Annotated in this window: 13 protein-coding genes; 3 read left to right on the top strand and 10 right to left on the bottom strand. The window is 51.4% G+C overall.

Features of this window, described 5'->3' with window-relative positions; translation table 11 throughout:
• Window positions 1-106: 106 nt before the first annotated feature.
• The 4 genes from CR46_RS0107670 to gmk form a co-directional block, all read right to left on the bottom strand.
• Entirely contained in the window at window positions 107-496 is a 390-nt protein-coding gene (locus tag CR46_RS0107670; RefSeq protein ID WP_030071543.1) for a RidA family protein, read from the bottom strand.
• 137 nt (window positions 497-633) lie between these two features.
• Window positions 634-2,766 (bottom strand): RelA/SpoT family protein, encoded by a 2,133-nt coding sequence (locus CR46_RS0107675; protein WP_030071544.1) that lies wholly within the window; start codon window positions 2,764-2,766, stop codon window positions 634-636.
• Window positions 2,767-2,810: 44 nt separating this feature from the next.
• A complete protein-coding gene (gene rpoZ / locus CR46_RS0107680) occupies window positions 2,811-3,071 on the bottom strand; it encodes a DNA-directed RNA polymerase subunit omega (protein ID WP_030071545.1) in 261 nt (86 codons plus the stop codon).
• An 88-nt stretch (window positions 3,072-3,159) separates the two neighbouring features.
• Window positions 3,160-3,792 carry a guanylate kinase gene (gene gmk, locus CR46_RS0107685; protein WP_030071546.1) on the bottom strand — a complete coding sequence of 211 codons (633 nt, stop codon included), beginning with the start codon at window positions 3,790-3,792 and terminating at the stop codon, window positions 3,160-3,162.
• Window positions 3,793-3,999: 207 nt separating this feature from the next.
• Here gmk and CR46_RS0107690 point away from each other — a divergent pair, with 207 nt between their 5' ends.
• Window positions 4,000-4,695, top strand: coding sequence for an extensin-like domain-containing protein (locus tag CR46_RS0107690; RefSeq protein WP_030071547.1), 696 nt, complete (start codon window positions 4,000-4,002; stop codon window positions 4,693-4,695).
• Between the two features lie 23 nt (window positions 4,696-4,718).
• Here the strand turns inward: CR46_RS0107690 and CR46_RS0107695 are convergent, their stop codons facing one another.
• Both CR46_RS0107695 and CR46_RS0107700 read right to left on the bottom strand, forming a co-directional pair.
• The gene (locus tag CR46_RS0107695) at window positions 4,719-4,970 is read right to left on the bottom strand and encodes a hypothetical protein (protein WP_030071550.1); all 252 of its coding nucleotides are present in this window, start codon (window positions 4,968-4,970) and stop codon (window positions 4,719-4,721) included.
• Between the two features lie 92 nt (window positions 4,971-5,062).
• Window positions 5,063-6,262 carry an MFS transporter gene (locus CR46_RS0107700; RefSeq protein ID WP_030071552.1) on the bottom strand — a complete coding sequence of 400 codons (1,200 nt, stop codon included), beginning with the start codon at window positions 6,260-6,262 and terminating at the stop codon, window positions 5,063-5,065.
• A gap of 197 nt (window positions 6,263-6,459) precedes the next feature.
• Here CR46_RS0107700 and CR46_RS0107705 point away from each other — a divergent pair, with 197 nt between their 5' ends.
• Complete coding sequence (locus CR46_RS0107705; protein ID WP_030071554.1) at window positions 6,460-7,071, top strand: DNA-3-methyladenine glycosylase family protein; 612 nt, start codon at window positions 6,460-6,462, stop codon at window positions 7,069-7,071.
• Here CR46_RS0107705 and aqpZ read toward each other — a convergent pair.
• From aqpZ to CR46_RS0107730, 4 genes are all read right to left on the bottom strand, one after another.
• Window positions 7,068-7,817 carry an aquaporin Z gene (gene aqpZ, locus CR46_RS0107710; protein ID WP_030071557.1) on the bottom strand — a complete coding sequence of 250 codons (750 nt, stop codon included), beginning with the start codon at window positions 7,815-7,817 and terminating at the stop codon, window positions 7,068-7,070. The two genes, CR46_RS0107705 and aqpZ, sit on opposite strands and share 4 nt — an antisense overlap.
• 406 nt (window positions 7,818-8,223) lie before the next feature.
• Window positions 8,224-8,793: a histidine phosphatase family protein gene (locus CR46_RS0107720; protein WP_030071559.1), complete on the bottom strand. Its 570-nt coding sequence runs from the start codon at window positions 8,791-8,793 to the stop codon at window positions 8,224-8,226.
• Window positions 8,794-8,911: 118 nt separating this feature from the next.
• Window positions 8,912-9,994 (bottom strand): polyphosphate kinase 2, encoded by a 1,083-nt coding sequence (gene ppk2 / locus CR46_RS0107725; RefSeq protein ID WP_030071560.1) that lies wholly within the window; start codon window positions 9,992-9,994, stop codon window positions 8,912-8,914.
• A gap of 278 nt (window positions 9,995-10,272) precedes the next feature.
• Window positions 10,273-11,151 (bottom strand): YicC/YloC family endoribonuclease, encoded by an 879-nt coding sequence (locus CR46_RS0107730; RefSeq protein WP_030071561.1) that lies wholly within the window; start codon window positions 11,149-11,151, stop codon window positions 10,273-10,275.
• Between the two features lie 143 nt (window positions 11,152-11,294).
• Here CR46_RS0107730 and rph point away from each other — a divergent pair, with 143 nt between their 5' ends.
• Complete coding sequence (gene rph, locus CR46_RS0107735; RefSeq protein ID WP_030071563.1) at window positions 11,295-12,032, top strand: ribonuclease PH; 738 nt, start codon at window positions 11,295-11,297, stop codon at window positions 12,030-12,032.
• The last annotated feature ends 38 nt before the right edge of the window (window positions 12,033-12,070 follow it).

The following is a 12,070-nucleotide window of genomic DNA, read 5'->3' on the forward strand; positions in this document are numbered from 1 at the left end:
ACCTTATTTAGCGCCTCACTATTCTCATTCATACCCACCTCAAAAAGAGCGAGCACGTAATTAAACAGTGCTCGCTCGTATGGCTGGCAACGTTAAGCCCGATGACTTAGTCGCCGATTACCATTACCGCTTCTGCTTCCACTTGGCTGCCTTTAGGCAGCGCTTTCACGCCAACCGCTGCGCGAGCAGGGAAAGGCGGTGAGAAAAACTCTTCCATTACCTTATTAACGATCGCAAAATTATCCAGATCAACAAGGTATAAGTTGAGCTTAACAATATCACCAAGCGAGCCAGCTGCTTCTTCACAAACCGCCTGCAAGTTAGTAAATACTTGACGCGCTTGCGCCTCAAAGTCGTCAGAGATAATGTCCATTGTCTCTGGATTCAGTGGGATCTGGCCCGAAAGATACACCGTATTGCCAGCCTTAATCGCCTGTGAATAAGGGCCGATTGCAGCGGGGGCTTTTTCAGTGTTAATAACCGCTTTATTGCTCATGAGATAGCACTCTCCTGTCGTGTTTAACGTATTTTTAGATGTATGTTATAGATATAGTGATAGGTTTAAATCTTAATTCTTATGGCCCGCCATAGCAGTCGCTGCCAGCCCAACGCCAGCAGCCTACTCACGGGTGTTTAATTGCTCATTCTGGTTATTTTGCCAACATTAGGAAGGTTGCGAATACGCTTAATAATGCGCGCAAGATGCACGCGGCCTTTGACGGATAAGGTTAAATTAACAATTGAAAGCCGAGCATCTCGCTCTTCAATACCTATACGTTCGATATTTGCGTCGGCATCGGTCACCACGCCTGCCAGCTCGGCCACCAGCCCACGACGGCTCTCAATTTCAATGCGTAGTGCGACCGGAAAGTCTTCATCTATCGTGTCCGACCATTCAAGCGCAAATAGCTTCTCGGGGTCGTTCTTACGTTCACCAAGATTTTTACACTCGCTGCGATGGACGACTAGCCCTTTACCTACTGACAAATGGCCAACCACGGGGTCACCCGGTAAGGGATGACAGCATCGGGCAAAGGTAATTACCATACCTTCACTGCCACTGATCACTACCGCTTTGTCACTATCCGTGCTGAGGATATAGTCAAAATTACTACCATGAGCAGCATCGACTAAACGACGCGCTGCCACATGAGCCATCCGGTTTCCCAATCCAACTGATTCAAGCAACGCGTCTAATGAGGCAGCATCAAGTTCTTTAAGAGCTTTAGCAAATACGCTTTCATCGAGTTCTTCCAGGCTGGTCTCAAAGGGGGCGAGTGCTTTGTTCAATAAACGCCGCCCTAACGTAATCGCTTCAGCCTGCTGCTGGTGTTTTAAAGCATGGCGTATCGCAGAACGCGCTTTAGCCGTGGTAACAAAATTAAGCCACGCTACGTTAGGCCGCGCTCCAGGAGCGGTGATAATTTCCAGCGTTTGACCACTTTCAAGACGCGTAGACAGCGGTGCCAAGTGGCGATCAATACGGCAAGCAATACAGTTGTTACCAATATCAGTGTGTACGCTGTAGGCGAAGTCAATCACCGTTGCGCCCTGAGGAAGCTCCATAATGTCGCCTTTGGGGGTAAACACGTAGATATCATCTGGAAACAAGTCGTTTTTGACGTGTTCGATAAACTCTAGCGAGTCCCCTGCATGGCGCTGCATTTCCAGCAGCCCTTTTACCCAAGCCCGAGCGCGGGCATGGCTGCCTTCAGCAATAGGATGGGTAGTTTGCCCGGCTTTATAGAGCCAGTGGGCAGCGATGCCATTATTAGCCATCGCCTCCATTTCTCGGGTGCGAATTTGCACTTCAATGGGCATTCCACCCTGACCAAACAGCGTGGTGTGAAGACTTTGGTAGCCATTGGCTTTTGGGATGGCAATGTAATCTTTAAAGCGCCCTGGCACAGGCTTATAGAGATTATGCACTACACCCAGGATGCGATAGCAGCTAGCGACATCTTCGGTAATAATGCGAAAACCAAAGACATCCATGATTTCCGCAAACGGCTTACGCTGATCACGCATCTTCTTATAAATCGACAGCAGATGCTTCTGCCGACCGATCACAGTACCTTTCAGCCCTTCGTCGTCCAAACTTTGCTGCAGCGATAACTGAATTTCTCGCATCGCACTACGCCGATTACCCCGGGCGCTAGCCACCGCGCGTTTAATGCGTTCAGCGCGCATAGGATGAATCGCTTGGAAAGAGAGATCTTCCAGCTCAACACGAATCGTATTGATGCCTAAACGCCCCGCGATACGGGCATAAATTTCCAGCGTTTCCCGAGCTATACGGCGCTTTTTATCTGGCCGTAAGGCACCCAGCGTGCGCATGTTATGTAGACGGTCGGCTAATTTTACAATAATGACGCGAATATCCCGCGACATTGCCAACACCATCTTCTGGAAATTTTCCGCCTGAGCGACAGCTTTGTCTTCAAAGGTGATCTGGGTCAGTTTGGAAACACCATCGACTAGTTCGGCAACAGGCTTACTAAATTGCGCAGATAACGCCTTTTTGGAGACACCCGTATCTTCAATGACATCATGCAGCATGGCAGCCATCAAACTTTGATGATCCATGTGCATGTTGGCCAAGATATTGGCGACCGCTAGCGGATGGGTAACATAAGGTTCGCCCGAGCGGCGGCGCTGGCCGTCATGGGCTTGCTCGGCATAATAAAAGGCGCGTTTGACCTGTTGAATCTCATCCGGAGGTAAATAGCCGCCGAGTCGATCGGCCAGGTCATCAATGGTGAACATTTACCGCGCCCCTAGTCGCTTCTAAGTCCAGTCTCTAGTAAACCTTAGTCGTCGATATGTGTGGTAGGTGTCATCGCGGGACGAACACGTACCGGGGCTTCCACTGGCTCATCCAGCACAGTGTGATTTACAAGGCCAGCAGCAATCTCGCGCAGCGCCATAACAGTAGGCTTGTCGTTTTCCCAGGGCAGTTGTGCTTCACGGGAGCCACGCGCAAGCTGACGCGCGCGCTGGGTGGAAATCATCACCAGCTTGAAGCGGTTCTCAACATTTTCCAGACAATCTTCAACGGTTACGCGAGCCATGGGGGTCTTCCTGTAATGACAACGCTGGGCCAGCGTTGTGGGGAAACGCCACTGGCCCAGCAAAAAAGTGGTAATGGAACCTGCTAGATTACTCGACGCTAGGCGCTTGTGACAAGAGCGCATCGAGCAGTGGCGCATGACGCGCCTGCATCGCCTGACGTGTTAAGCGGCGACTGATCACCAGCGACTGCAACTCTTGAAGTGCTGTGGTGAAATCATCGTTGATCACTAAGTAATCATATTCATCGAAATGAGACATTTCGCTAACGGCATCACGCATACGCCGCGCGATCACTGCGTGTTCATCGGTACCTCGGCTAGAAAGGCGGCGTTCAAGCTCGCTACGCGAGGGCGGCAAGATAAAAATCGATACCGCTGTGGGCATTTGTTTGCGTACCTGCTGCGCTCCTTGCCAGTCGATCTCTAAAATAACATCTTGCCCTGCATCCAGTACGGTTTGCGCCGCACGCAGTGACGTGCCGTAATAATTATCAAAGACCTTGGCATACTCGAAAAACTCACCACGCTCTATCATCGCTTCAAAGTCGGCTACGTGAGTAAAGTGGTAATTCACACCATCCACTTCTCCCTCGCGCTTAGCTCGTGTGGTATGAGAGACCGACACCTGAATGCCATCCAGGCTCTCGATCAGCTCACGAACCAAGCTGGTTTTACCAGCACCTGACGGGGCAGAAACAATAAAAAGCGTACCCTGGGACATGAAGCGCTTCCCTAATTAGCAAAAGATAGATAGCGAAATGATAGTCAGCGGAAAATCGTTAGCGAAGATAAACAGGGCAACGGTAAGGCGTTGTCTTGTTTATCAAGTACTGCTCATCAAGTACTGTGCGTGCATAAAGTATGCGCGCAGTATCGCACACCTATGCTATGGACTGTAGCGTTTCAGCGCAGTCACAAGGAGGTCATCATGCGCAGTACCCTCGTTATTTTATGCTTTATTGCCTTGGGGGTAGCGCTCCAAAAAGGACTGATTGAGATACCCCGCCATTGGGCGCCCTGGGCACCGCTCTATATTGATGATCCTATAACGCCCATCACCCAGCTAAAGCTCAAACGTCTAAACGATGACCCAAAAGCCTGCTTAGCGGCCCTAGACACCGCACCAACAAACGAGCTTCGATACACACCATTAGCCGATTACTCGCCAACCGCTAGTTGTCCACTCACAAATGTCGTACGTGTGCAGTCAAGCACCGTTCGCTTCAACCAAAGCTTTGTCGCCACCTGCCCGCTGGCACTGGCCTGGGTAATGTACGAGCGCCACGCGCTGCAACCCGCCGCCCAGGAGATCATGGGCAGCCAAGTGGCCCAGGTTAATCACGTCGGCAGCTTTGCCTGCCGTAATGTTTACGGCCGCAAAACTGGCAGACGCAGTGAACACGCCACAGCTGAAGCGTTGGATGTGGTGGGGTTTCAGTTTGAAAACGGCCAGCGCATTACGCTGATTAATCACTGGGATGATGACGGTGAAGCGGGGGAGTTCTTAAGAGCAGCAAGGGACGGTGCCTGCGACACCTTTGGCAATGTGCTAGGGCCAGACTACAACGCCGCACATGCTGACCATTTTCACTTAGGCATGCGCGGCTTCAGGCTATGTCGCTAACTCGCGGGGTTGGTTAAGGCCAATCAGTCTAGGCTAATATCGTCTTCGTCCGTCGCGGCCCCTGTCGCAGCACCTGCACCTGCGCCAACCGCCGCGCCTTGCGTAACGTCGCCACCCGTAGCAGCGGCAGCACCAGCCCCAACAGCAGCGCCTACCCCTGCGCCACTGGCTGTCCGCTCGCCCGTAGTGGAACCACAGCCTGCTAAGACCAAGGTTACTGCGGTAATAGCACTCAACGTTAACAAACGCGGCATCTTGATTAATCGGGTATGCATAGGTCACCTCCATATGGATTGCACCTAATCACCCTAGATAAAAGTTACAGTTTTTGTCAATTTAGCGGCAGCCGCCCACGCTTACTCACCGCTTATTGGTAATGCTCAGCCGCTCTAAAAGTACGCTTTTCAAGCCAGCTCCCCCAAGCAAAAATCACTAGCCCACAGAGTGCTAACCCGGTACCGACTAACCCCGTGCTTGACCAGCTGAAACCTGCGCTAATCACTAAACCCGCTAACCACGCTCCCAACGCATTTGCCCCATTAAAAGCAGCATGGTTAAGTGAAGCCGCCATCGTTTGGGCATCTTCTGCTACATCCATTAAACGGGTTTGCAGCGCAGGTGCTAACGCCATGCTAGTGCCTACCAACCCCACAAATAACAGCCCTGTCCAAACATTATTGGCAGCGAAATAGAACAACCCCTGAATCACTGCGCACCACACCAAGGTAGCGGGAATCGCGCGCATTAAATTTTTATCCGCTGCGCGGCCACCAATTAAATTGCCAGCAATAGAGCCAAGGCCAAAAATCACTAACACCATCGGCCCTAGCGCTTCACTCATACCCGCTTGCTGAGTAAGTGTGGGCATCACATAACTAAAAATCGAGAACATGCCGCCACAGCCAATACAGGCAATGGCCACCGTTACCAGCACCCGCTGTTTTATCAATGCCGACAACTCGCGTAACGGGCTTGCTAACGCATCGAATGGCTGTACAGGCACCCACAGGCGAATCAACAGCGCCGTCAGCAGTGCAATAACACCTACCGCTGCGAAGGCAATTTGCCAGCCAAATAGATTGCCTGTCCATGTGCCTAACGGCGCGCCAATCAAAATCGCCAATGTTAAGCCCATCATTACCCGTGAAATAGCCCGCGCCCGCTGATCAACCGGCACTGCGCCAGCCGCTACTAAAGCGGCTACACCAAAGTAAGCACCATGGGGCAACCCAGCGATAAAGCGCAGCCCAACAAATGACCAAAACCCTGGAGCCATTGCACTGGCGATATTACCAACCGCAAATACCAACATCAGCACAATGAGCAATGCACGCTTAGGTACACGCGCTGCAAAGGCAGATATCAGTGGCGCGCCTACCACCACTCCAAGGGCATAACTGCTGATGGCGTAGCCCACCTGGGGCACCGTGACGGCGAGATCTTCCGCGACACGGTTCATTAATCCCATAATGACGAATTCGCTGGTGCCAATACCAAACCCGCCTAACGCCAACACAACTTCTGCCAATCGCGGGTTACGTGCCAATCCCGATGACGTCGCCTGCATACTTTTCTCCCCAGGCGCACTCACACCTGCTTAACGAAACGGTCTTGTATAGCGACAAATGATCGCAGGATTAGACAAAAGTAGAAATATGCGACACCAAAAAAGTTAGCGGGCGAATAAGGTAATTCCTGTAGGTTAAAACACTAATGACCTAGTTTTGTTAGTGTGTTTTAACTTTATAGGCAGGCAGGTTATTCATGACACTAGAAACTATCGAGCTCGCCATGGAGGCACTGGCTAAGGCCGACCCCGATATTGCCCGAGCTTACCCGCTCGTTGGCGCACCCGCACCGCGCCAGCGCGACCAAGGCTTCGCAACGTTTTTTAGCACGATTGTTAGCCAGCAGATTTCAACGGGAGCAGCCCGCGCCATTATGGGCCGTGTGACTTCATTGCTACCTGAATTGCACGCGAAAGCAGTCATGGACGTTGAAGACCAAGCGCTACGTGATGCAGGGCTTTCCTGGCGCAAAGTTGAGTATGCCAAAGGGCTGGCGGAGGCAGAACTTGCAGGCACGTTCAGTGCCGACGGACTGGCCATGTTGAGCGATGACGAGGCGATTGCCGCCATCACTCAACTGCGTGGTTTTGGACGCTGGAGCGCCGAAATTTACCTGATGTTTTCGCTCCAACGCACGGATATATTTCCCGCCGACGACCTTGCTTTACGTGTAGCGCTTGGCCGTCTAAAAAAGCTGGAAGACAAACCCACGCCTAAACAGGCTCGCCAGTTAGTTGAACATTGGGCCCCCTGGCGTAGCGTGGGTTCGCTATTTTTATGGCACTACTATCGTGGAGAACCGCTTTAAGGAACAATCTTACCCGTCAGATCATCGTCGTGATCAGAAGAAGATGGCGGGGCTATAAGTGACACAGGCTGAGCAATAAAGCGATACGCTAATGCCCCTAACGCCGCGCCGAGCATTGGCGCTACCCAGAACAGCCACAGCTGAGCTGTCGCCCAGTCTCCTACATACAGAGCAACGCCCGTACTACGCGCTGGATTCACCGAGGTATTGGTAACCGGAATGCTAATTAGGTGAATAAGCGTTAAGCCCAAGCCAATCGCCAACGGCGCAAACCCAGCCGGAGCGCGACCGTCGGTTGCCCCCATAATGATGAAGATAAACATCATGGTCATTACGACTTCCGTTAGTAACGCCGCCGTCATGCTATAACCGCCGGGTGAATGCTCTCCATACCCATTGGAGGCAAACCCAGCAGTCACATCAAACCCTGCTTGGCCACTCGCAATGAGATACAGCACGCCACCGGCAACAATAGCACCTATTACTTGCGCACCAATGTAGTAAGGCAACTCTTTAGCAGGGAAGCGCCCTCCCACCCAAAGTCCTACCGATACCGCAGGATTTAAATGGCATCCTGAAATATGCCCAATCGCATACGCCATCGTAACAACCGTCAAACCAAATGCCAGCGACACCCCTAATAGGCCAATACCTACGTCTGGAAAAGCCGCTGCTAACACCGCACTGCCACAACCACCCAATACTAACCAAAACGTACCGATTAACTCCGCTGCGTACTTTTTCATATCACTACTCCTCTAATGACCAAGTACCATTGGGAATACCACGCCACCTAATTAAGCACCCATAAGGTCACCCATTAGTATGTACGCAGTAATGCGCGCACTCAGTGCACGACACTTTTTAATTAGTGAAAAGTAAGAAATTAGCTTTTAACACTAACCGCATTGTTAAAATTTATTATAGCGAATTAGCGAAGAAACTCATTTAACTAATCACCCACAATAAAGGCGAGATTTATATAACAGCCTTTAAAACCAGGCAACAAAATATTACCAATGCATTTAAAATAAACAATAATAAACAATATATCGGCAATAAAAATTATGAAATACATTGAAACGCTAAAAAGTGTTTCTTTAACATCGTCTTTTTAACTAACTAATATGAGCCATCAAAGAAGCGTTATCACTACTTATCGTTTAATCGGCCCACCACCTGAAACGAATCGCCCGTTGGGCGCACAACGATCATTTCGCCTGAGCTCACTCCGCCGCCTGTGAGCGCCGTAATATTGACCTGATGAGTCACCAGCAACAAATTGCCTGGACCCTGCCAAGCAGCAATGTGCTCACTGGCCGCCTGCGTGCGATCATCTCGCTCACTGCGCTGGCGAAAAAACGAATCAAGCCAGGGGGTTAATTCCACGCGGCCCAACGCCATTAGCTCAGCGGTTTCCAGTGCCCGACACCAACGAGACGAATACACCAAGGCAATAGGCACATCCCGGTCACGAAATGAACGACCAATTGCCTCAGCCTGAGCGCGCCCCTGGGCTGAAAGGTTACGCTGTGTATCGCACTGAGAAAGCTCAAACCCAGCCGGATCACCAATGCCAGGGGCCAGTGCGTGACGCATCAAAATCACCAGCCCTCCCTCTTGCAGCGCCTTCCAGGTGGTTTCGTTTGCGTAAGCATTGCTAGGCGGTATGCCGAGAATGCCGACGAGAAGCGTGCAAAAGAGAGTTCGTAAAATAGGCATAGTGAGGCATCCTCAGTCGATGGTGACCAGCAGGCAGCGACGCCTTACGTTTCAGTCTCAATTAATACGGCCAACGTTTAACCGTTATTGTTAGCGGCAGAGCTAGGTGGCTTAATCGCTAACCATTAGCAAACTCTGCACGGCCTACCACCAACGGATCAGTAGCCCCAATATTATTAATATCTTTACCTTCGTAGTTGAACGCGTTCAACACATAGCGCATAGCATTTAGGCGTGCCCGCTTTTTACAGTTCGACTTAATCACCACCCAAGGACATTCTGAGTGATCCGTATGGAAAAACATGGTTTCTTTGGCCTCAGTATACTCATCCCACTTTTCCAACGATGCCAAGTCAATCGGGCTAAGCTTCCAACGCTTAAGCGGATGCAGCTCACGTTCTTTAAAGCGCCGCTGCTGTTCTTCGCGACTAACCGAAAACCAGAACTTAATTAAGTGGAGGCCACTGCCTACTAAATTGCGTTCTAGTTCAGGTGCTTGACGTAAAAAGTCTTGATACTGCTTCTCAGTACAAAACCCCATCACTCGCTCTACGCCTGCTCGGTTGTACCAGGAACGATCAAACAGCACCAGTTCGCCGTGAGTTGGCAAATGCGTGATGTAACGCTGAAAATACCATTGGCCTTGCTCAGTTTCAGTGGGTTTTTCAAGCGCGACCACTCGTGATCCTCGGGGGTTTAAATGCTCCATAAAACGCTTAATGGTGCCCCCTTTACCTGCTGCATCCCTCCCTTCAAACACAATCACGACACGCTGACCAGTTTTCTTAATCCACGACTGCAGCTTCAATAACTCTACTTGCAGGTAGTACTTTTGTTTTTCATAAGATTTGCGAGATAGACGATTTTTGTACGGATAAGCTGCTGTTCTCCAATTTTCGACCAACGCTTCGTCTTTAGACACTGCGCGGCCTTTATCAAACTGCTTCCAATGCGTCAGCGCTTTTTTCAGTTCGGCTACATCATCAAGTGACGCCCCATCAATAATGTCTGCCACGGCTTTTAGCGTTTCTTCATGAGACTCAGGCAGCGGGCCTTTGAGACCCAAAATATCGGCAATAGCAGCAGCTTGGGCTTCCTGTGCGCCATGGGTCTTTTTCATCACGCTAAATTCATCCACCCATGGTACTGGTGCCTTCGCCTGGGGTGACGTGTCGCTATTGGTTGTGTTTGTTTTTACCATGACAGCCTCTTCCTCTTTTGCAACACGGTATTAATCGCCTTTTAAAGAGCATCGTACCGTAATACTCATTAAACAAAGCTGATACGCATCAATCACTGTTCTAATAGAACTAGAACGAAGATATCGTTTACGTTTAAACCAAAAGACTCATCGGTCTTACTGCTAACCATCGTTAGCGCTGCCACTCTGGAGAACTCACTCTACTCTTAGACACTGGGCATGCTTTTATATTAGAGCCCTCTTACTAAATAATGACGCCAGCCGAGCAGCTTTAAAGGCTATTCAATATTCTGAATCTGCTCTCGCATCTGCTCAATCAATACTTTTAGCTCCACCGCGCAGCGGGTGGTTTCGGCGACTACCGATTTTGACGATAGCGTGTTGGCTTCGCGGTTGAGTTCCTGCATTAGGAAATCCAGACGGCGGCCTTTGGGGCCTTTTTGGGCTAACTGGCGGCTGACTTCTTGTACGTGCGCCGTTAGGCGATCCAACTCTTCATCTACATCGGCTTTTTGTGCCACCAGTACCAATTCGGCTTCCAGGCGTTGCGGGTCGAGTTCGGTTTTGGCGACGTCTAAGCGTTCCAGCAGCTGGGCGCGCTGGCGCTCTAAAATTTGCGGCAGCAGGCTGCGCACGGTGGCGACTTGTTCACTGACGGCCGTTAAGCGAGTGGTGATCATCTCAGCGAGTTTTTCGCCCTCCCGGGCGCGGGCGTCGATCAACTCGTCTAGCGCTTGGTCAAACAGCGTTTTAGCAGCGGCTTTAATGGCCTCTTGGTCTAGGTGCTGGGTTTCCATAACGCCGGGTTGGTTAAGTAACGCCAGCGTGGTGGGTGGTATCGCACTGGGCACCTGCTGCTGAATGGCGGCCAAGGCATCGGCAATCTCTTTCAACCGTTGCACATTTACCGCAGGAGCTTGATTGGTTTCCGCGGCTTCAAAACGCAGGCTGCACTCGACTTTACCTCGCGCTAGGCGTGTGCGTAGGGCATCGCGCAGCACCGGCTCTAGCTCGCGCAGGGCGTCGGGTAGGCGAAAGTGCGGCTCCAGATAGCGCTGGTTCACCGAGCGGATTTCCACCTGCAGGGTTCCAAACGGGGCGGCCTGCTCGGTGCGGGCAAAGGCGGTCATGCTGTGTACGTGGCGTGGGTTAGCCATTAAAGATTCCTGTTCATCGCGCATTTAGGTCAGTCTACCCGATCTTGTGCTGGTAGATACGTCTGCCTTGAATAGGCCCATCAACGGCGTCGCTGACGTGTACAATGGTGGGCTTTTCCACTGATAAATTGATGTGAGGTGTTATGCGTCCTGATGTTGTTCGCCCTAGCGGTCGTGAAGCCGACCAGCTCCGTGAAATTCGCATAACCCGCGATTACACCCGCCATGCAGAAGGGTCGGTACTGGTGGAGTTTGGTGATACCAAAGTGCTGTGTAATGCGAGTGTGGAAGCGGGCGTACCGCGCTGGCTGCGTGGCAAAAATCAGGGTTGGATCACCGCTGAGTACGGCATGCTGCCCCGTGCCACTCACACCCGCAGTGGCCGTGAAGCGACGCGTGGTAAACAGGGTGGCCGTACGCTGGAAATTCAGCGGTTGATTGGCCGTAGCCTGCGCGCAGCGGTTAACTTGAAGAAGTTGGGCGAGTTCACCATTACCGTGGATTGCGATGTGATTCAGGCCGATGGTGGCACGCGCACCGCTGCGATTACCGGCGGCTGTGTGGCGCTGGTAGATGCCATTCGTTATCTGCAGCGTGAGAAGAAGATCAAAGGTGATCCCTTTAAGCAGCTGGTTAGCGCGATTTCGGTGGGTATTTATAAAGGCGTACCGGTACTGGACTTGGATTATCCGGAAGATAGTAAAGCTGACACCGATCTGAACGTGGTGATGACTGAAAACGGCGAGCTAATTGAAGTCCAGGGTACCGCAGAGGCGGGGGCGTTTAACCGTACCGAGCTGAACGCGATGCTTGATCTCGCTGAGAAAGCTGGCTCCGAGCTGCGCGAAAAACAGCGCGAAGCATTGGGTATTCGCGGCTAAACCGTTAGTTAGCAAGCACTCAACGCGCCTACGCAAAC

The organism is Vreelandella neptunia, from assembly GCF_000712975.1.
In the GTDB taxonomy this organism is placed as follows: Bacteria; Pseudomonadota; Gammaproteobacteria; order Pseudomonadales; family Halomonadaceae; genus Vreelandella; species Vreelandella qaidamensis.

Excerpts from the sequence above, each read along its gene's own strand:
- CR46_RS0107670 (WP_030071543.1), bottom strand. The coding sequence starts at position 496 with ATGAGCAATAAAGCGGTTATTAACACTGAAAAAGCCCCCGCTGCAATC.
- CR46_RS0107675 (WP_030071544.1), bottom strand. The coding sequence starts at position 2,766 with ATGTTCACCATTGATGACCTGGCCGATCGACTCGGCGGCTATTTACCT.
- rpoZ (WP_030071545.1), bottom strand. The coding sequence starts at position 3,071 with ATGGCTCGCGTAACCGTTGAAGATTGTCTGGAAAATGTTGAGAACCGC.
- gmk (WP_030071546.1), bottom strand. The coding sequence starts at position 3,792 with ATGTCCCAGGGTACGCTTTTTATTGTTTCTGCCCCGTCAGGTGCTGGT.
- CR46_RS0107690 (WP_030071547.1), top strand. The coding sequence starts at position 4,000 with ATGCGCAGTACCCTCGTTATTTTATGCTTTATTGCCTTGGGGGTAGCG.
- CR46_RS0107695 (WP_030071550.1), bottom strand. The coding sequence starts at position 4,970 with ATGCATACCCGATTAATCAAGATGCCGCGTTTGTTAACGTTGAGTGCT.
- CR46_RS0107700 (WP_030071552.1), bottom strand. The coding sequence starts at position 6,262 with ATGCAGGCGACGTCATCGGGATTGGCACGTAACCCGCGATTGGCAGAA.
- CR46_RS0107705 (WP_030071554.1), top strand. The coding sequence starts at position 6,460 with ATGACACTAGAAACTATCGAGCTCGCCATGGAGGCACTGGCTAAGGCC.
- aqpZ (WP_030071557.1), bottom strand. The coding sequence starts at position 7,817 with ATGAAAAAGTACGCAGCGGAGTTAATCGGTACGTTTTGGTTAGTATTG.
- CR46_RS0107720 (WP_030071559.1), bottom strand. The coding sequence starts at position 8,793 with ATGCCTATTTTACGAACTCTCTTTTGCACGCTTCTCGTCGGCATTCTC.
- ppk2 (WP_030071560.1), bottom strand. The coding sequence starts at position 9,994 with ATGGTAAAAACAAACACAACCAATAGCGACACGTCACCCCAGGCGAAG.
- CR46_RS0107730 (WP_030071561.1), bottom strand. The coding sequence starts at position 11,151 with ATGGCTAACCCACGCCACGTACACAGCATGACCGCCTTTGCCCGCACC.
- rph (WP_030071563.1), top strand. The coding sequence starts at position 11,295 with ATGCGTCCTGATGTTGTTCGCCCTAGCGGTCGTGAAGCCGACCAGCTC.